This is a genomic window from Dryocola clanedunensis, assembly GCF_038405435.1.
Classification (GTDB): Bacteria; Pseudomonadota; Gammaproteobacteria; order Enterobacterales; family Enterobacteriaceae; genus Dryocola; species Dryocola clanedunensis_A.
The window spans coordinates 310,853-328,800 of record NZ_JBBYHZ010000004.1 but is presented as its reverse complement, the minus strand read 5'-3'; the positions used below and the strand labels follow the sequence as shown (position 1 = coordinate 328,800).

The following is a 17,948-nucleotide window of genomic DNA, read 5'->3' as shown; positions in this document are numbered from 1 at the left end:
TATAGCTTCCCGCAGCGGAGTTTCGAGCGATTTTCTGCGGCTTGCGTTCGAAGGCGCCGCTGGCTTTTTTCACCAGCGGCGGAGAGGGTTACTCTTCGGTGACTACTTTGGTGGGCTGCTCGAGGATCATCGTCTGCGTCTGGCTGAGGTTGATATCCGCCGCCCGCAGCATCTTGAGAATTTCATACAGCAGGTCGCTACGCGCGCCGCCGACCATACGAGGGCTGTTCACATAGCCGGTCACGCTCAGCACGATCCCGTTTGGCCCCAGCTCCTTAAAGCTCACGGAAGGCGCCGGATTTTCCAGAATGGATTCATGCAGGCCATAGGCTTCGAGCAGTAAATTACGCACCTGCTCCGGGTCGATATCCAGCGGGAAAGTCAGCGTAATAGTGGCGACGCCCTGGGCGTTGCCCATGGTGGCGTTTCGCACGTTTTGCGAGATAAGCTGGGAGTTCGGGACGATAACCGTCGATTTATCGCTGAGCTGAATTTCAGTGGCGCGCACGTTAATACGACGAATATCGCCCTCCACGCCGCTGATGCTGACCAGGTCGCCGACCTTAACGGGACGTTCGGTCAGCAGGATCAGGCCGGAAATAAAGTTCTTCACGATCTCCTGCAGGCCAAAACCGATCCCCACCGACAGGGCGCTGACGATCCACGCCAGCTTGTTCCACTCAATGCCGAGCATCGATAGCGTCAGCATGATAATCAGCACGTAGCCAACGTTGGTAAACAGCGTTACCAGCGAGGCCCGCATGCCGCGATCCATGGTGGTCTTCGGCAGGAAGTCTTTATCCAGCCAGCGGCGCGTGGAGCGCAGAATGTACCAGCCGATCACCAGGAACAGCACGGCATTGACCGCGTGCGCCGGGATGATGTTCATGCCCTCGAGGCCTTTTCCGCCCCACATATCGGCAATTTTGCTGAGCAGCTCCAGCGGCGTGGTGGCACCCAGCGTACCGTTCAGCAGCGCGAAGGCGGCCAGCAGCAGCAGGGTTGCTTTGCCCAGGGCGGAACAGAGCGTGGAGGCCAGCGACAGATGGCGATCGTTCACGCTGAGCGTACTTTTTAATATCGTGCCGCTATGGGTGGTGGGAGAAAAAACGCTTTCCGCCAGATCGACCACGAAGTGAATAAGCAAATAGAGCACGCTGAGAACGATGCCGACCCAGAGCAGCTCAAAGGTAACGAACCGCGCCAGCGGGATATAGCCAATCAGCAGCGCCAGCAGGATCACAAACGCCGTCAGGCTGATGACCAGGTGGATAAGGCCTGCCAGCGTGGATCGGACTTCAGTCTGTTCGCCGTCGGCGCGCATCTTGCGGCGCATACGGTTGACGCGGATTGGCGCAATAATGCAAATCAGCGCGACCAGCAGGGCGGAGAGGCCGTTGCCGAACAGTGTGGCGTCGATGCTCGCGCTGACCAGGGCGTTCAGCTCCTCAATCGAGCCGAAGATAAAGATTGAACCCGCCAGCAGAACCGGGAACGACGCCAGCGATTTTGCCAGCCGATCCGCCATGCCCGGCAGGCGCCAGGAGGGGTGGCGGTTAGACAGCAGGGCAATACCCACCCCGGCGATCACCGCTGAAATATAGGTCAGCTGAATAAGCTGGTCGGCAAACTCTATCACCATCTGCGGGGTGTCCGGCAGGCGGGTGAAGATATAGCACAGTAGCTGCATGCTGATGCCCAGCGTGAACGTCGTGCTCAGCGTGGTAAAGCAGGCGAGGAAGCTGCGGCGCAATCTTCCCTGCGGCAGCCAGCGCGGCAGTACCCAGTTGATCGGCATATCCAGCACCCGGCGGCCAAACACGCCGATGCCCAGCGCCAGCAGCAGGAAGAGACCGGAGCCCAGGCGCCACTCTTCACTCCATGCCTGCTCCCAGGCGCTGCTGACCTGCGCGCCAAAATCGGCAAAGCGATCGGCGTCTTTATCGCTCGGGTCGATAAGCGGCGACCAGAACTTCGCGCCCAGAATGCTGCCGGTATTCAGGGCTATCTGCGTTTTCAGCGCGTCGCGGCGCAGGCCGGAGATTTGCGCAGAAAGATTCTGTGCCCCCACGCCAATCGCCTTCGTCTGTTCAATCTGGGTGGTGAGCAGCGTTTTGCTGTTGTTGAGCTGTTTACGCTGGCTGACCACCTGCGGCGTTTCTTTCAGCGTATCCGGCGCGGGTGCGGGGCCCAGAACGTCCAGCTGCGCTTTAACCTGCGCCAGCTGGGGAGCCAGGGCCGCGCCCAGCTTATCGGCATCGGCGGCGAGCTTTTGCGCGTCATCATTCAGGCTGGAAAACTGTTTATCAACCTTCGCGGTAGAAGCGCGCTGCTTGAGCGCATCCAGCCGTTTTTGTAAGGCCGGCAGCTCGGTGCTGGCGTTGACCTTAACGGGCTGCTCGGTCGTGGCCTGGCCGGTGCTCTCGTCTGCGTTCGATAAAAAAGGCGTTAACAGCAAGCAGGAGAGAAGAGCCAGTAAGAGCGGCAACCTGAATATTTTTGGCATGAAAGTACCCGGAAAAAATCGTAAATGAAACGGCCATTGGCAACCGCTTAAGAATACCTTTTATTTACGAGATGAATAGTTCTGTTTGTCTGACAATGCTGCGGTCGCAGGCGATTTGCGCAGTTTTCAGCGCGCCCGGACGGACGCCAGGAGCAGTGGGGTGGTTAAGGGGAGATCCAGACAGCAGGATCTCCCCCTTATATCTGTTAAACCTGACGCTTAATTTAAGAACTGGAGATTAAGCCCGGCGAAAATCTGCCAGCGCGGCTGTCCATCACCCCTGTCTGCGATAGAACCCTGCGGCTCGATGAAGAAGTTATACACCGTTTTCTGGCTCTTGATGACCTGACCAATACCGAGCCCCAGCGGAACGCTGTAATTATCATTATGCAGGTTATAAGCCCAGATTGGGGCAGAGCGTAAGTAAGTGCCGCCGCCTAACTGATAAAAAAGAAACGGCTGGAAGGTGGCCAGATTAACGTTGCTGCGATCGTCCTCCCCGGCAAAGCTATGCTGCCAGGAGGCGAGATAGCCGTACTGAAATTTTGGATTGCTGGCGTTAAAAAGAACGTTAACCAGGCCTGCGGACCATTTACCTGTACCAACGGCGTCCTCAGAAGCCGTAGGGGCCGTAATCTGCGGGCCAAAGCCGAAGCTCACGGCGGGATTGCCGGTATCAATAAGCCAGGAGGCAAACAGGTTAAGATCGCCAACCCCTGTGGTATGCCCGCCGGTCGGGGGAGAAGGATAGGTATTGACGGGCAAAGAGGCGCGTAACAGCCAGTCGCTGTCTCCTATTGAGAAAGGGGAGGCATAACGAAACCAGAACTGGTTGGCATCTTTGTCAGTACCGCTGACGTCACCGATGTAGTAGTTCTGCATGTTAAATGCGGTCATGTTAGCCAGCGGGTTATTGGCCTGCGCAGCATCCGGGCTGCCTCCGGCTGACCAGGCGTTGCCCGCGAAGAGCGCCAGGGCGCTAAAGCAAATTGCTTTTTTCATACTATTCCAGTAGTCCAGGGGAAATACTTGAATAATAGACAAACTTTCAGAGAGCGCGATCTTCAGGTTGTTTTAACTTAAATTTTGGGGAAGATTTAGGAGTTTAATACGAAAGGCCGACAAGCTTGTTATCACTGTGATTTGCCAACATCTCTTTTTGGATTGTTTTGCGTACGTTATCCAGCTAAAGGGAACATGGCTCAGTTAGACTGACCCCGCCCCGGTAGACGATCCTGCCCTATAGTTTGAGCATAGGAGGAGCGTATGGGCACACCACGATTTACACCTAAATTAAAGGAAGAAGCCGTCCGTCAAATGGTAATCCCCCCATTTTTAACGGAGGTGATAAGTAGAATCAGGGAAGAGGGAAAGGCTGGAGGGTTCCAGCCTTTGGCGGTCATCTCACCTTTTTAAAGATCAGTAGGATGAGAGGCACGCAGATCGCAAAGCCAAAAAGGGCGACAATAAAAACGCCATCGGTGGCTTGCATGATCGAGTCTATAGAAGCCTGGTACTCTTTTAATGGGATTGGGCCAGAAAACCGCATACTTTCACTCTCGCTGAATGCGGAAAAAGAGAAGGTAGATAGCACCAGTGCGATAAAGTAGCATAGCGATACAATGACAATTCCACCCCATCGGAAAACGGTTTTAGTTCTGTTCGTCATCGCCATAAGATCCCCCTAATACGCCACCTACAGTGCCGCCGGAATACGGAGATAATGAATCATACGTATAGAGATAGACATTGTTATTCTCGTGCACCGAAACGAAAGCGTGACCTGCGTTTTTGGTTTCAGTCCAGATGTAAACGCCGTTTAATAGTTCGTTATCCTCTGGCTTGCAGGTGTCAGCAAAGCTGTTTTTCTTCTTTGCTGTCTGAGCATGCTGTTCTGGTTCTGTTTGCTCAAATGTTGTTAAAGATGCTGAGCCAGCAAATTCAGCAAATGCTAAATGGGGGGAAGCTAATGACTCCGAACGACTTCTGGATTCATAGGATTGTACGGTTATCTGGGGAATAAATCGTGCATTACAGGGACAACTACTGATGCTGTCGAGGCTGCCTGCAACAGGCCGACCGTCGGTGGTTATCCACGAAATGCCACCTACGATGCGGTAAGCCTTGCCATCTTTACCACATGTCACAGTGTCGCCCATGCGGGCGACTGAGATGCCGTTGGTTCTTCTGTTTGGTGCCCCTTCAAGCACCCGCCCACCGCAGGTGGTGGGATCGTTCATATGTAAAATATAACCTTTTGCCATAAGTCCCTCTACGGATTGTCCATTGTGCTGATTGCTATTTTAAGCCCCCATATGTTGCAAAAACCACGAATAAAGCAAATTGTCAGATATTTCAGCGAAGCTTGCTTTGCTATCGCCATCTGCTTATTCTGCCAGTCTTGAGACTCGGGGTGCCCTTCTTCGTTGAAGGCTGAGAAATACCCGTACCACCTGATCTGGATAATGCCAGCGTAGGGAAGTCAGATACCTGTCCGGTATCCCTTCTTCACGCCGGACAGGAGCCTGCAATGCAACCTGACCTGCTACCCGGCCATCGTGCCGCATCTGTTTTAACCCAATTACGTCTTGCGTCCCCACTGGTCCACTGCATGACTAACGATGTGGTGCAGAACTTCACCGCTAACGTTTTGCTCGCCATTGGCGCCTCACCTGCAATGGTGATCGAGGCCGAAGAGGCCGCGCAGTTTAGCGCTGCGGCCAGCGCTTTATTAATTAACATCGGGACGCTGACCGCTGAACGCAGCCATGCGATGCTCGCTGCCATTCACTCCGCTGATAAATCTTCTACGCCCTGGGTACTTGACCCCGTTGCCGTTGGCGGCCTTGCTTTCCGTAGCCAGTTTGCCCGCGAAATCCTTGCGCTGCATCCTGCTGTCATTCGCGGTAATGCCTCTGAAATCCTTGCTCTGGCCGGTGTGAATACCGGTGGGCGCGGCGTGGACAGTACCGATGATGCCCTTAGCGCACTGCCTGCCGCCCGGCAGCTTGCCCTGCAAACCGGAGCTATCGTCGCCGTTACGGGTGAGCGCGACTATGTGACCGACGGGCTAAAAACCTGGGCAATCGCTGGCGGGGACAAATTGATGACGCGCGTGGTGGGCACGGGCTGCGCGCTCTCCGCCGTGGTTGCTGCCTGTAGCGCCTTGCCGGGCTCGCTGCTCGATAACGTCGCCTCCGCCTGCCAGATTATGAAACTTGCGGGCGGCCAGGCGGTTGCTGCCAGCAGCGGCCCCGGCAGCTTCATTCCGGCCTTCCTGGACGCGCTTTACCATCTTCAACCGGAGGCTCTGGCATGAAGGGCTTAAAACGTGTTAACGCCCTGACGATTGCCGGGACGGATCCCAGCGGTGGCGCAGGTATCCAGGCGGATTTAAAAACCTTCTCCGCGCTCGGCGCGTATGGCACAAGCGTCATTACTGCGCTGGTGGCGCAAAACACCCGGGGCGTGCAGTCGGTTTATCGTATTGAGCCTGATTTCGTGGCGGCACAGCTGGATTCGGTGCTGAGCGATGTGCGCATTGATACCATCAAAATTGGCATGCTGGCCGAAACGGATATCGTCGAGGCGGTGGCCGGGCGGCTCGCATTCTATAAGGCGCAAAATGTGGTGCTGGATACGGTGATGCTGGCGAAAAGCGGCGATCCGCTGCTTGCCCCGTCGGCGGTGGAAAGCCTGCGCCGCCGCCTGCTGCCCCAGGTAGCTTTAATTACGCCGAATCTTCCGGAGGCGGCAGCGCTGCTGGACGCGCCACAGGCAATCAGTGAAAAAGAGATGAAGGAGCAGGGCGATGCTTTGCTGGCGATGGGCTGCCGGGCGGTGCTGATGAAGGGCGGCCACCTTGACGATGCCGAAAGCCCGGACTGGCTGTTTACGCGAGAGGGAGCACGCCGTTTTACCGCACCAAGAGTGCAAACCCGTCACACACATGGTACGGGCTGTACGCTTTCTGCGGCGCTGGCCGCACTTCGTCCGCGTTATGACGACTGGCCGCAGACAATAGACGCGGCGAAAAAATGGCTGTCAAAAGCGCTGGAGCAGGCCGATTCCCTGGAGGTCGGGCAGGGGATTGGCCCGGTACATCATTTTCATGAATGGTGGTAAGGGGTAATAGCACGCTAAGCCCATTGGGCTATAATGGCGTTACTTCATCCCCCGGACATTTTTGTTTATGGAACAGGCTCATACCCAGCTAGTGGAACAGCTCCGCCAGCGATTAACCGCTGCGGACAACACGCCGCTGTATCTCAGGTTCGCCGAGACGGTGAAGTCGGCGGTGCGCAGCGGCGCCCTGCCACAGGGAAATATCCTGCCCGGCGAGCGGGATCTCAGCCAGCTGACGGGCGTGTCCCGCATTACGGTACGTAAGGCGATGCAGGCGCTGGAGGATGAGGGGGTTGTGACGCGCTCCCGGGGGTACGGCACGCAGATTAATAATACCTTTGAATACTCTCTCAAAGAGGCGCGCGGCTTCTCGCAGCAGGTCATTTTGCGCGGCAAAAAGCCTGATACGCTGTGGGTGAACAAGCGCGTGGTGCAGTGCGACGCGGAAGTCGCCGAGCAGCTGAAGCTGCCCGTAAACAGCGATGTGTTTCTGCTGAAGCGCATTCGCTATGTGGATGAGGACGCGGTTTCCATTGAGGAGTCCTACGTGCCGGGGGAGCTGATTGCGGATGCGGATGACATCGGCGTTTCGCTTTACGACTATTTCCGCAGCCGCAATATTATCCCCCAGCGCACCCGCAGCCGGGTCAGCGCCAGGATGCCGGACAGCGAGTTCCAGGCGCATATTAAACTGGAAACGCCGGTGCCGGTTCTGGTGATCAAACAGGTGGCGTTCGATCCGCACAACCGGCCCATCGAGTACAGCATCAGCTACTGCCGCAGCGATTTATACGTGTTCGTCTGCGAGGAGTAGGGCTTCGTTCAGCTCGGCGTAGGTTGGGGCGCAGTCGCCGCCGCGGTGGCCGACAACCCACGAAGCCACGGCATTCCCCAGACAAACCGCATCACCCAGGCGCCAGCCCGCGGCAAGACCTGCCAGCGTGCCGCCCGCGTGGCTGTCACCAGCACCAATCGTATCCACCACCTTTGTCGGGAACGGCGCTGCCAGCGCAATCCCCTCGGCGCAGGCGAACCAGGCACCTTCTTTATCGAGACGCACAATCAGCGGTGAGCCAAAGCGAACCAGCCAGGCGCTGCATATTTCCTGCATATCCTGCGGCGGCACATCCAGCCACCCGGCGACCACGGCGGCCTCCTGACGATTGAGGGAGATGATGGGTTTGCAGGCCATGATCCTCTCCAGCAGCGGGGCGGGAATATCGGCGATGCGCGGCCCGAAGTCGATATAAGGCGTCACGCCCTCAAGCGTTTCGAGCCAGCTGACCAGCAGCTCCGCGCACGGCCCCGCCAGCTGATAGCCCGAAAGCGACAGCAGCGTACGGGGGGCAAGATCAAGCCGGTCAAGCCACCCCTGATTCCACTGATGCTCGACGCCCCTGAACGACATAAACGTCCGTTCGCCGTCCGGCTCGACCAGCGCCAGGCACCAGCCGTTATCGCCTTCATCGGTATGAATCTCACTTTGGATGCCCTGCGCCTGCAGGCTGCTGCGGATAATGGAGGCCCAGGTGCCCACGCCGACGGGGAGGGCGTTCTTCGCCTCAACGCCTAAACGCGACAGCGTAAGGGCGATGTTTAGCGCGCAGCCGCCAATATTAACGCTCTGCTGCTGGAGCTCTATATCGCAGCCGCGCCACGGCAGGGAGTAGGCATCGGCAATCACGTCGATTACAGCCGAGCCCAGTACGCAAACCGGGCGTCTGGCGGCCAGCTCCGGCAGCCGCTCGCGCAGTTCATTAGCCTGCATCTTTCGCCTCCCGAAGCTTGCGATAGCCCATAAAGATGCGGCTGTAGCGGGTGAAGTCGAGCTGGTTAACGTCATCCAGCTCGGCTTTCAGCGCCGGATCGATACTTTCCACGCCGTTCAGCGCGCCGCAGATCGCCGTCGCCATTGCGCCAATCGTATCCGTGTCGCCGCCCAGGTTGGCGCATAAAATCGCGCAGCGGTTTGCGTCGGTCTGCGCGAGTTCGACCATGGCAACCGCCGCCGCAACGGACTCAATGGTGCTGGTGCCCGTGCCAATCAGCTGATAAACCGTCTCCATGCCGGACTCCGTGCCGCGCGCGGTTCTGGCCACGTCCAGCGCCAGCTCGATACGCGCGCCCAGGGAGGCGTTAAAAGTGGTCACTTTCCTCTCTTGTGCATGACGGGCAACGGCAGGCAGCTCATCGCAAATCGTTTTCCAGTCCGCTCCTTCAATCGCTTTTGAGACGGCCCAGGCGATTACCACCGCGCCCGCAATAGCGAGATCTGATTTATGCGTCGGGCTGGAGGCGGCCGCCACTTCATCGATAAACGCATCCAGCGAATGCGTTGGCAGCAGGCAGCCCAGCGGGGAGGCGCGCATGGCGGCTCCGTTGGTCACGCCGTTGTTTTCCAGCTCGCTGACCGGCGTACCTTCTTTAATTGCCCGCAGCGCGATTTTCGACGTTGGTCCGAGCACATTTTTATTGAACGCATCGAAGCCCTCAGCCCAGCGCAAAATATGCTGGCCGATGGTATCGGGATTGATTTTTCCGTCATGCTCAATGATGGCATCCGCCAGCGCCAGCGCCATGGAGGTATCGTCGGTGAAGCGGGCGCGGTCAAAGTAGCAGGCGGCGTTGTTTTCCGCAGGCCCCGGCAGGAAACGGTCAATCCAGCCGAAGTGTGCCTTAACGCGGGATCGCGGCCAGAGTTCTGACGGCATACCCATCGCGTCGCCCAGCGCCTGGCCGTAGAAGGCCCCAAGAATACGATTTTCCATCATTATGCTTCCTTTAAAGCTTTTTCAGATTCACTGCCGGCAACGGCAATGGTGGCAATCTCTTTGTCCGACTCCCGGAAGAAGACGATAAACAGCACGGCGATAAGCGCGATCATCACGGCGCCAAAGCCCCACATTCCCGCCCAGTTAAAGCTCTGGCCGTTAACCGGCGTCGGGTAGGCGAACAGTTTCTCCATCATTTTGCCGCCGAGGCTGTAGCCCAGCAGGCTGCCGAAGCCCTGACAGCAAAGGGTAATCAGCCCCTGCGCGGTGGTACGCATGTATACCGGCGCTTTCTTATCCACGTAGATATAGGCGGTGACGTAGTAGAAGTCGTAGCTCACGCCGTGCAGCAAAATGCCCAGGAACAGCAGGCCATAGGTGAAGATATGGTCGGCCCCGCCGTAAACGAAGAAGCCATAGCGGATGGCGGCGGTCACCAGCCCAAGCAGCAGAACCTTTTTAATACCAAAGCGTTTGGTGAAGAAGGGCAGCGCCAGCATGAAGAAGATTTCAGAGAACTGGCCCAGCGTCATCCAGCCGGTGGCGTTATGCATGCCGACTTCGGTCAGGTAGCCGTTGGCGAAGATGTAATAGAAGGCCAGCGGCATGGCGAACAGAAACGAGCAGATGAAGAAGACCAGGAAGTTCCTGTCCTTGAGCAGCACGATAGCGTCCAGGCCCAGCATCACCTTCAGGCTCAGTTTGCCGGTGCTTTTCGGCGGCGTGTTCGGCAGCGTCAGGGCGAAGAAGCCCAGCAGCAGGGAGCTGGCTGCGGTAATGAGCAGGGGAACGTTAGTTGGCGAAATATCGCTATAGCCGAGCATCTGCGGCAGGAATCCGCAGGCGACGCCGGAGGCAATCCAGCCGATGGTGCCCATCACGCGGATGCGGGGGAATTCGCGCTCCACGTCGTCAACGTTGGAAAACGCGATGCTGTTAGTGAGCGCGATGGTAGGCATATAGGTCAGCGAGTAGGCCAGCAGCAGGGGGAAGAAGGTGCTGAACTCGGTTTGCTGCGCGGCGAAGAACATCAGCACGGCACCGACGAACATCAGCAGGGCCAGCACCTTTTGCGCGGCGAAGAATCTGTCCGTCAGCGAACCAACCAGAATCGGCGACAGAATGGCGGCGATAGCCGTGCAGGCATAGGACCAGCCTATCTCCGAGGCGCTAAAGCCGCTTTTACTCAGGAACAGCCACAGGGGCACAAACCAGGCGCCCCAGATGAACCATTCGATAAACATCATGAATGAAAGGCTTATTGTTGTACGTTTCATTTTTACGTCCTTCACAATCGGCGGTGGGTACACCTTAACCCTACCATTCAATAATACCTTTTAAATACCTTTGCGCGAATTCTATGACCGCCGTTGCAAAAATAGCGCCGCTGGCCGCCTGGCGTTACAGGTCGGAACAGGCCGAAAGTGCTCCTTATGCTGGCGAAGGACGCGAGTCGCTACCAGGCTTAGGACTGCCCTTTGCGACGCTCAGGGCCAGGACATTTATCCTCAGCGGGCAGGCCGCTCGCTGACCTTACGGGAGCTTATTATGACTGATATTGCGCAGCTGCTTGGCAAAGACGCCGACGGCCTATTACAGCATCGTTGTATGACTATTCCGGCAGAACAGCTTTACCTGCCCGGCTCGGATTACGTAGACCGCGTGATGGTGGACAACAACCGCCCGCCTGCGGTGCTGCGAAACATGCAGACGCTCTATAACACCGGGCGGCTGGCCGGGACGGGGTATCTGTCTATTTTGCCGGTAGACCAGGGCGTAGAACACTCCGCCGGGGCATCGTTTGCGGCTAACCCTCTCTATTTCGATCCGAAGAACATCGTCGAGCTGGCAATTGAAGCGGGCTGTAACTGCGTGGCCTCAACCTACGGCGTGCTGGCTTCGGTTTCTCGCCGCTACGCCCACCGCATTCCTTTCCTGGTGAAGCTGAACCACAACGAAACCCTGAGCTACCCGACAACCTACGACCAGACGCTGTACGCAAGCGTTGAGCAGGCTTTTAATATGGGCGCGGTGGCGGTAGGGGCGACGATTTACTTCGGCTCCCCGGAGTCCCGCCGCCAGATAGAAGAGATCTCCAGCGCCTTCGAGCGCGCCCACGAGCTGGGCCTGGTGACCGTGCTGTGGGCCTATCTGCGTAACTCAGATTTCAAGAAAGACGGCGTGGATTATCACGTCAGCGCGGATCTGACCGGGCAGGCCAACCACCTTGCGGCAACGATTGGCGCGGACATCGTGAAGCAGAAAATGGCCGAGAACAACGGCGGCTATAAAGCCGTGAACTTCGGCTATACCGACGACCGCGTCTACAGCAAACTGACCAGCGATAACCCCATCGATCTGGTGCGCTACCAGCTGGCAAACTGCTATATGGGACGCGCGGGATTGATTAACTCCGGCGGCGCGGCTGGGGGAGAAACGGATCTGACCGACGCCGTGCGCACCGCCGTCATCAACAAGCGCGCGGGCGGCATGGGCCTGATTCTGGGACGTAAGGCGTTCAAGAAATCCATGGCCGACGGCGTGAAGCTGATCAACGCCGTACAGGATGTTTATCTGGACGGCAAGGTCACCATCGCCTGACGATAGGTTGTAACCCCCTCTCTGTTCAGGAGAGGGGTTCCTGCTCATCCCCCCTCTTTTTACATCGTTAATCCCGTCACAATTCGATAACAATTTGTGAAAAGTGTCACGCCACCTTGTGCACATGTCCAAAAAATGGCCGTCATTTACGCACCTTTGAACGAGGCGAAGGCGAAATTTTACGCATAAAGTTGTTGCTGAAACGCTGTTTTAAATTTTGAGTCAGGCCCGCCTTCCTTCCGATATCGTTCCGTTTTTGCAGCAGAAGTGGCACCGATTAACCGAATTCGTCGTTAAAAAAGGACATCCACGATTGTGAAAATTACCTCTGTAAATGTGACCGTTTTTACCTATCCAACCCGCCGCGTTGCCGACAGCGCTGGGCATTCGCACCCGGGTGAAGAGAGCCTGGCAAAAATGGCGATGCTGACCATTACGACTGATGAAGGAGACTGTGGTTACTCTTTCGCTCCGCCGGAGGTGGTTCGCCCTTATGTGGTAAACGCCTTCTTCCGCAAGGTGCTGGTAGGGCAGGACCCCTTCAACCGTGAGCGTATCTGGCAGGATCTTGTGCACTGGCAGCGCGGTAGCGCGCACCAGCTAACCGAACGCGCACTCTCATTCGTTGAGCAGGCGCTGTGGGATTTGATTGGCCGCAGGCTGAAAGTGCCGGTCTATAAGCTGCTCGGTGGTTATCGCGATAAGGTTCCCGCTTACGGCAGCACCATGTGCGGGGACGAGCTGGCGGGCGGGCTTTCCACGCCGGATGAGTTCGGCCAGTTTGCCGAAAAGCTGGTGGCGCGGGGCTACAAGGCCATCAAGCTGCATACCTGGATGCCGCCGGTGGCGTTTGCACCCGATCCAAAGATGGATGTAAAAGCCTGCGCGGCGGTGCGTGAGGCGGTGGGGCCGGACATTGATCTGATGCTCGACGGCTACCACTGGTACAGCCGCAGCCAGGCGCTGTATATCGGCAAGGCGCTGGAGAAGCTCAACTTTGCCTGGTTCGAAGAGCCGATGGAAGAGGAGAGCATGGCCTCCTACGTGTGGCTTGCGGAGAATTTATCCATCGATGTGGTGGGCCCGGAGAGCCTGGGCGGCAAACACCACAGCCGGGCCGACTGGGTTAAGGCCGGTGCCTGCGACATCCTGCGGGCGGGGGCAAACGGCGTGGGCGGGATCTCCCCCTGCATGAAAGTTGCCGGCCTGGCAGAAGCCTACGGCATGGACTGCGAGGTGCACGGCAACGGGGCGGCGAGCCTTGCCGTTGTCGGGGCTATTCGTAACTGCCGCTGGTACGAGCGGGGTCTGCTGCATCCGTTCCTCGAATACGATGAGCCAGCCGCTTACCTCAACAGCATCGTCGACCCGATGGACTCTGAAGGTTTTGTACATCTGCCGCAGCGCCCTGGGCTTGGGGAAGACATCAATTTTGATTACATAGAGACGCATACCGTCAGCCGCGACGAATAATCGCAAACATAACAATCCCGGCGCGAATGACGCCGGGGAAAACTGACCCTACAAACGGTATCCAATATGAACAGAAGCTCCCGACCGGGGGCGTGGCTGCTCACGCTCCTTTTCATGTTCGGTAGCGCGTCGGCGGTGGCAAAAACGCCCCCCGACCAGCTGATTATCGGCATGAATATGAACAACCTGCTGACGCTCGATCCGGCCGCCATGACCGGTAACGAGGTCGTTGGGCTGGTGGTTAATCTCTATGATTCGCTGGTGGAGCTGGATCCCGCGCAGCTTACGCATGTGCGCCCGGCGCTGGCAACGTCCTGGGCTGTGTCAGAGGACGGCAACCGCCTGACTTTCCATCTGCGCGACGGGGTGAAGTTTCACTCCGGAAATGCTTTGACCGCCGATGATGTCGTCTGGTCGATGCGCCGCGTATTGCATCTGAACCTTGCCCAGGCGTCCGTCTGGAAATCTTACGGCTTCACTAAGCAAAACGTCGATGAGCACGTCAAAGCGCCGGATGCCTCAACGGTGGAAATTACCCTGCCGAAAGCCAACGATCCTCAGCTGGTGATTTACTCGCTGGCGGCGCTGGGCAGCGTAGTGGTGCTCGACAGCAAGACCGTGCAGCAGCACGTACAGAATAATGACTGGGGCAACCGCTGGCTTGCGACCAACGAAGCCGGGTCAGGGCCGTTCAGCCTGGAAGTCTGGCAGGCGAAAGATGTCCTGCGTATGAAGCGCAATCCTGAATACTGGCGCGGCGAGCCAAAGTTAAGCCGCGTGGTGTTCCGCCATTTTCAGGAGTCCCAGACGCTGCGGCTGATGATTGCTAAAGGGGATCTGGATATCGCCAGCAATATGGCGGTGTCGGACGTCAACGCCCTGCGGGAAGATCCCGACCTGACGGTTGACGCCGTCAAAAAAGGGACGATTTACTACGTGGCGATGAGCATGAAAGAGGCGCATTTTGCTAACCCGAAGGTGCGCGAAGCCGTGCGCTACCTGATTGATTATCAGGGGATTAACAAAGCGCTGATGCCGGGTTACGGCGTGCTGCACCAGCGGCCAATCCAGTCCGGCATGCCCGCCACGCTGCCCGACCCTGGCTACGCTCTGGACGTGCCGCGCGCGAAGAAGCTGCTGGCCGAGGCCGGGTATCCTGACGGGTTTGATACCACGCTGCGCGTGCTTGCCGATCAGCCTTTCCTGAATATTGCTATAGCCGTGCAGTCGACGCTGATGCAGGCGGGTATTAACGCGAAAATCATCACCGGTACCGGCAACCAGATTTACGGCGCGATGCGCGAGCGCCGGTTCGACATGCTGGTCGGGCGCGGCGGCAGCGGCGTGGAGCCTCATCCTCACTCCAGCCTGCGGTCGCTGGTTTATAACCCGGATAACAGCGATGCCGCCCGGCTGACCAACTTCCAGGGCTGGCGCACCAGCTTCTACGACAAAACGCTCAATCAGCAGATAGACCGGGCGCTTGTGGAACGCGATCCGCGCAGGCAGCAGGAAGAGTATCAGGCGATTCAGGTGCGCTATGACACATTAATTCCGGCGCTGCTGCCCGTTTCACAAATGGTGGATTCCGTGGTGGTTCGCAAAGAGGTGCATAACTATCAGCCGCACCCGTCAGCGACAACGTTCCTGCGCGATGTTTATAAATCGCCTGCCGGGGAGGATAAATCATGAGCATGATTCTGCTTGCGCCGGGCGGTCGCACCCGGCGCTTTTCCCGCCGCGTCGGTCAGGTACTTATTACCCTGTTTGGCCTGCTGTTGCTGACCTTCTTCATAGGGCGGGTGATGCCCATCGACCCCGTACTGGCGATTGTCGGCCCGGACGCGGACCAGAGCACCTATCAGCAGGTTTACCACCAGCTTGGGTTCGACAAATCGCTGGCCACGCAGTTCTGGATTTATCTGGGCGGCCTGCTGCACGGCGACCTGGGCAACGCGCTGCTGACCGGAAAGCCGGTGCTGGACGATATCCTGCGGGTCTTCCCGGCCACGCTTGAACTGGCAACGGTGGCGATCGTTGTCGGCGCGGGCCTTGGCATTCCGCTTGGAGTCTGGGCCGCCGCTCGCCGCAACAGTATTGTCGATTATGCGGTGCGTATTATCAGCCTGGCTGGCTACTCCACGCCGATTTTCTGGGTGGGGATGATGGGTCTGCTGCTGTTTTACGCCTGGCTTGGCTGGGTGGGCGGTGCGGGACGTATTGACCTGGGGCTGGATGGCTTAGTGCCGCGCCGCACCGGGCTGCTGCTGGTGGATGCGTTGCTGGCCGGCAACGGCAGCGTATTTTTTAACGCGCTGAATCATCTGGTTCTGCCCGCGTGCCTGCTGGGCTTTCACTCCCTGGCCTACATCAGCCGCATGACGCGCAGCTTTATGCTGGCGCAGCTCTCGCAGGAGTTCATCATTACCGCCCGCGTAAAGGGGCTGACCGAGCGGCAGGTTATCTGGAATCACGCCTTCCGCAATATTCTTGTACAGCTTCTGACGGTGGTCGCGCTGGCTTACGGCTCATTGCTGGAGGGGGCGGTGCTTATCGAAACCGTCTTCTCCTGGCCGGGATTTGGCTCCTATCTGACGGGCAGCCTGCTGCTTGGGGATATGAATGCGGTAATGGGCTGCGTGCTGGTAGTCGGGGCGATCTTCGTGCTGCTTAACCTGCTGTCGGACATGCTTTATCAACTCTTTGATCCGAGGACGAAATGATGACCGTTTCCTTTGGTACGCCTCAGATTACCCGGGCAGATGAACGCGCTCAGTCCTTCAGGCGCGCGGTCATGCGAACCTGGGGATTCATCGGCAAGATGGCGCGCAATCCGCTGACGGCAATCGGCGGGGCAATTGTCTTCCTGCTGCTGATGGTGGCGATTTTTGCCCCCTGGATTGCACCGTTTAACCCGCTGGTTCAGGATCTCAACCACGCGTTAAGTCCGCCGGGCGCGACGCACTGGTTCGGCACGGATGAGTTTGGACGCGACATATTCAGCCGTCTGGTTTATGGCTCGCGCATTACCCTCTACATCGTGCTGCTGGTGTCGATAACCGTCGGGCCGCTTGGCCTGCTGCTTGGCGTCACGGCCGGTTACTTCGGCGGCAGGGTTGATATGGTGCTGATGCGCATCACCGATATTTTTATCTCCTTCCCGAGCCTTGTGCTGGCGCTGGCTTTTGTCGCCGCCCTGGGCCCAGGCCTTGAGCACGTTGTTATTGCGATTACGCTCACCGCCTGGCCGCCCATTGCCCGTCTTGCCCGCGCCGAAACGCTCTCATTACGGCAGGCAGATTTTATCTCTGCCGTTCGCCTACAGGGCGCGTCGCCGGTTCGCGTGCTGTGGCGGCATATCGTGCCGCTGTGCATGCCCTCGGTGATTATTCGCATCACCATGAACATGGCGGGCATTATTCTCACCGCCGCTGGGCTGGGCTTTCTGGGGCTTGGCGCGCAGCCGCCCGATCCTGAGTGGGGGGCGATGATTTCGAGCGGACGCACCTACATGATGGAGTGCTGGTGGGTAGTAACCATTCCGGGGCTGGCGATCCTCATCAACAGCCTGGCATTTAATTTTCTGGGAGACGGCCTACGTGACATCCTCGATCCGCGCGGCGAATAGCTCGCCAGCACTGCTTGACGTACGCGACCTGAACGTAACGTTCGTTAATGGCCGCCAGCAAACCCACGCGGTGCGTGGCGTTTCCTTCCAGCTTGGCCGCGAGAAGCTGGCCATTGTCGGCGAGTCCGGCTCCGGTAAATCCACGGTGGGGCGCGCCTTGCTACAGCTTCATCCTTCCAAAGCGCAGATTACCGCCGAACGCATGCAGTTTGGCGATATTGATCTGCTGCGCGCGACGGACGCACAAATGCGAGAGGTAAGAGGCAGGCGCATTTCCATGATTATGCAGGATCCGAAATACTCCCTGAACCCGGTGATGTGCGTCGGGGATCAAATTGCGGAAGCGTGGCTGACGCACCATCGCGTCGGGCATAAAGAAGCGAAGCAAAAGGTGCTGGAAATGCTGGAAGTGGTGCGCATTCGCCAGCCGGAACGCGTTTACCACCTCTATCCCCATGAGGTGTCCGGCGGGCAGGGGCAGCGGATCATGATTGCCATGATGCTGATTACCGACCCGGAAATGGTGATTGCCGACGAACCGACTTCCGCGCTGGACGTGTCAGTGCGTTTGCAGGTGCTGGCGCTGCTGGATGATTTAGTGCAGTCGCGCGGGCTGGGGCTGATTTTTATCAGCCATGATATCAACCTGGTGCGCAGCTTCTGCGATCGGGTGCTGGTGATGTACGCCGGGCGTGTAGTTGAGTCCATTGCCGCTGATGAATTGCATAATGCGCGGCATCCTTACACCCAGGGGCTTATCAACGCGCTGCCGGATATGGATAAACGCCGGGATCATCTGCCGGTATTACAGCGCCAGGCCAGCTGGCTTAGTGAATAAGGGGTA

General features: G+C 57.9%; 16 protein-coding genes and 1 riboswitch. Of the genes, 9 read left to right on the top strand and 7 right to left on the bottom strand.

Features of this window, described 5'->3' with window-relative positions; all coding sequences use genetic code 11:
- Positions 1-88 precede the first annotated feature (88 nt).
- The 4 genes from AAE045_RS12100 to AAE045_RS12085 form a co-directional block, all read right to left on the bottom strand.
- The gene (locus AAE045_RS12100) at positions 89-2,506 is read right to left on the bottom strand and encodes a DUF3772 domain-containing protein (RefSeq protein ID WP_455547936.1); all 2,418 of its coding nucleotides are present in this window, start codon (positions 2,504-2,506) and stop codon (positions 89-91) included.
- 219 nt (positions 2,507-2,725) lie between these two features.
- A complete protein-coding gene (locus AAE045_RS12095; protein ID WP_455547935.1) occupies positions 2,726-3,508 on the bottom strand; it encodes a hypothetical protein in 783 nt (260 codons plus the stop codon).
- Positions 3,509-3,905: 397 nt separating this feature from the next.
- Entirely contained in the window at positions 3,906-4,181 is a 276-nt protein-coding gene (locus AAE045_RS12090) for a hypothetical protein (RefSeq protein ID WP_455547934.1), read from the bottom strand.
- Positions 4,159-4,770 carry a PAAR domain-containing protein gene (locus AAE045_RS12085; RefSeq protein WP_455547933.1) on the bottom strand — a complete coding sequence of 204 codons (612 nt, stop codon included), beginning with the start codon at positions 4,768-4,770 and terminating at the stop codon, positions 4,159-4,161. Before AAE045_RS12085 ends, AAE045_RS12090 begins: the two co-directional genes overlap by 23 nt.
- Before the next feature lie 135 nt (positions 4,771-4,905).
- A riboswitch (TPP riboswitch) is annotated at positions 4,906-5,003 on the top strand.
- 33 nt (positions 5,004-5,036) lie between these two features.
- Between AAE045_RS12085 and thiM the strand changes: the two genes are divergently transcribed.
- The 3 genes from thiM to AAE045_RS12070 all read left to right on the top strand — a co-directional run bounded on the left by thiM (position 5,037) and on the right by AAE045_RS12070 (position 7,445).
- A complete protein-coding gene (thiM, locus tag AAE045_RS12080; protein WP_455547932.1) occupies positions 5,037-5,825 on the top strand; it encodes a hydroxyethylthiazole kinase in 789 nt (262 codons plus the stop codon).
- A complete protein-coding gene (gene thiD, locus AAE045_RS12075) occupies positions 5,822-6,631 on the top strand; it encodes a bifunctional hydroxymethylpyrimidine kinase/phosphomethylpyrimidine kinase (protein WP_455547931.1) in 810 nt (269 codons plus the stop codon). The genes thiM and thiD overlap by 4 nt, the downstream gene beginning before the upstream one ends.
- A gap of 67 nt (positions 6,632-6,698) precedes the next feature.
- The gene (locus AAE045_RS12070) at positions 6,699-7,445 is read left to right on the top strand and encodes a GntR family transcriptional regulator (protein ID WP_455547930.1); all 747 of its coding nucleotides are present in this window, start codon (positions 6,699-6,701) and stop codon (positions 7,443-7,445) included.
- Here AAE045_RS12070 and AAE045_RS12065 read toward each other — a convergent pair.
- The 3 genes from AAE045_RS12065 to AAE045_RS12055 are packed head-to-tail and all read right to left on the bottom strand — an operon-like array spanning position 7,419 to position 10,679.
- The gene (locus tag AAE045_RS12065; protein WP_455547929.1) at positions 7,419-8,399 is read right to left on the bottom strand and encodes a PfkB family carbohydrate kinase; all 981 of its coding nucleotides are present in this window, start codon (positions 8,397-8,399) and stop codon (positions 7,419-7,421) included. The genes AAE045_RS12070 and AAE045_RS12065 overlap by 27 nt on opposite strands.
- The gene (locus tag AAE045_RS12060; RefSeq protein ID WP_455547928.1) at positions 8,389-9,402 is read right to left on the bottom strand and encodes an ADP-ribosylglycohydrolase family protein; all 1,014 of its coding nucleotides are present in this window, start codon (positions 9,400-9,402) and stop codon (positions 8,389-8,391) included. Before AAE045_RS12060 ends, AAE045_RS12065 begins: the two co-directional genes overlap by 11 nt.
- Positions 9,402-10,679: a nucleoside permease gene (locus tag AAE045_RS12055; RefSeq protein WP_455547927.1), complete on the bottom strand. Its 1,278-nt coding sequence runs from the start codon at positions 10,677-10,679 to the stop codon at positions 9,402-9,404. Before AAE045_RS12055 ends, AAE045_RS12060 begins: the two co-directional genes overlap by 1 nt.
- A 271-nt stretch (positions 10,680-10,950) precedes the next feature.
- Between AAE045_RS12055 and fbaB the strand changes: the two genes are divergently transcribed.
- The 6 genes from fbaB to AAE045_RS12025 all read left to right on the top strand — a co-directional run bounded on the left by fbaB (position 10,951) and on the right by AAE045_RS12025 (position 17,942).
- Positions 10,951-12,003, top strand: coding sequence for a class I fructose-bisphosphate aldolase (gene fbaB, locus AAE045_RS12050; protein ID WP_455547926.1), 1,053 nt, complete (start codon positions 10,951-10,953; stop codon positions 12,001-12,003).
- 315 nt (positions 12,004-12,318) lie between these two features.
- Positions 12,319-13,476 carry a mandelate racemase family protein gene (locus AAE045_RS12045; RefSeq protein ID WP_455547925.1) on the top strand — a complete coding sequence of 386 codons (1,158 nt, stop codon included), beginning with the start codon at positions 12,319-12,321 and terminating at the stop codon, positions 13,474-13,476.
- Positions 13,477-13,542: 66 nt separating this feature from the next.
- Entirely contained in the window at positions 13,543-15,168 is a 1,626-nt protein-coding gene (locus AAE045_RS12040) for an ABC transporter substrate-binding protein (RefSeq protein WP_455547924.1), read from the top strand.
- Entirely contained in the window at positions 15,165-16,199 is a 1,035-nt protein-coding gene (locus AAE045_RS12035; protein ID WP_455547923.1) for an ABC transporter permease, read from the top strand. The genes AAE045_RS12040 and AAE045_RS12035 overlap by 4 nt, the downstream gene beginning before the upstream one ends.
- Positions 16,199-17,104 carry an ABC transporter permease gene (locus AAE045_RS12030; RefSeq protein WP_455547922.1) on the top strand — a complete coding sequence of 302 codons (906 nt, stop codon included), beginning with the start codon at positions 16,199-16,201 and terminating at the stop codon, positions 17,102-17,104. The genes AAE045_RS12035 and AAE045_RS12030 overlap by 1 nt, the downstream gene beginning before the upstream one ends.
- Positions 17,076-17,942 (top strand): ABC transporter ATP-binding protein, encoded by an 867-nt coding sequence (locus tag AAE045_RS12025; protein WP_455547921.1) that lies wholly within the window; start codon positions 17,076-17,078, stop codon positions 17,940-17,942. Before AAE045_RS12030 ends, AAE045_RS12025 begins: the two co-directional genes overlap by 29 nt.
- The last annotated feature ends 6 nt before the right edge of the window (positions 17,943-17,948 follow it).

Bases quoted from the DNA above. Each gene is read 5' to 3' on its own strand.
- AAE045_RS12100 (WP_455547936.1), bottom strand. From the start codon at position 2,506: ATGCCAAAAATATTCAGGTTGCCGCTCTTACTGGCTCTTCTCTCCTGC.
- AAE045_RS12095 (WP_455547935.1), bottom strand. From the start codon at position 3,508: ATGAAAAAAGCAATTTGCTTTAGCGCCCTGGCGCTCTTCGCGGGCAAC.
- AAE045_RS12090 (WP_455547934.1), bottom strand. From the start codon at position 4,181: ATGGCGATGACGAACAGAACTAAAACCGTTTTCCGATGGGGTGGAATT.
- AAE045_RS12085 (WP_455547933.1), bottom strand. From the start codon at position 4,770: ATGGCAAAAGGTTATATTTTACATATGAACGATCCCACCACCTGCGGT.
- thiM (WP_455547932.1), top strand. From the start codon at position 5,037: ATGCAACCTGACCTGCTACCCGGCCATCGTGCCGCATCTGTTTTAACC.
- thiD (WP_455547931.1), top strand. From the start codon at position 5,822: ATGAAGGGCTTAAAACGTGTTAACGCCCTGACGATTGCCGGGACGGAT.
- AAE045_RS12070 (WP_455547930.1), top strand. From the start codon at position 6,699: ATGGAACAGGCTCATACCCAGCTAGTGGAACAGCTCCGCCAGCGATTA.
- AAE045_RS12065 (WP_455547929.1), bottom strand. From the start codon at position 8,399: ATGCAGGCTAATGAACTGCGCGAGCGGCTGCCGGAGCTGGCCGCCAGA.
- AAE045_RS12060 (WP_455547928.1), bottom strand. From the start codon at position 9,402: ATGATGGAAAATCGTATTCTTGGGGCCTTCTACGGCCAGGCGCTGGGC.
- AAE045_RS12055 (WP_455547927.1), bottom strand. From the start codon at position 10,679: ATGAAACGTACAACAATAAGCCTTTCATTCATGATGTTTATCGAATGG.
- fbaB (WP_455547926.1), top strand. From the start codon at position 10,951: ATGACTGATATTGCGCAGCTGCTTGGCAAAGACGCCGACGGCCTATTA.
- AAE045_RS12040 (WP_455547924.1), top strand. From the start codon at position 13,543: ATGAACAGAAGCTCCCGACCGGGGGCGTGGCTGCTCACGCTCCTTTTC.
- AAE045_RS12035 (WP_455547923.1), top strand. From the start codon at position 15,165: ATGAGCATGATTCTGCTTGCGCCGGGCGGTCGCACCCGGCGCTTTTCC.
- AAE045_RS12030 (WP_455547922.1), top strand. From the start codon at position 16,199: ATGACCGTTTCCTTTGGTACGCCTCAGATTACCCGGGCAGATGAACGC.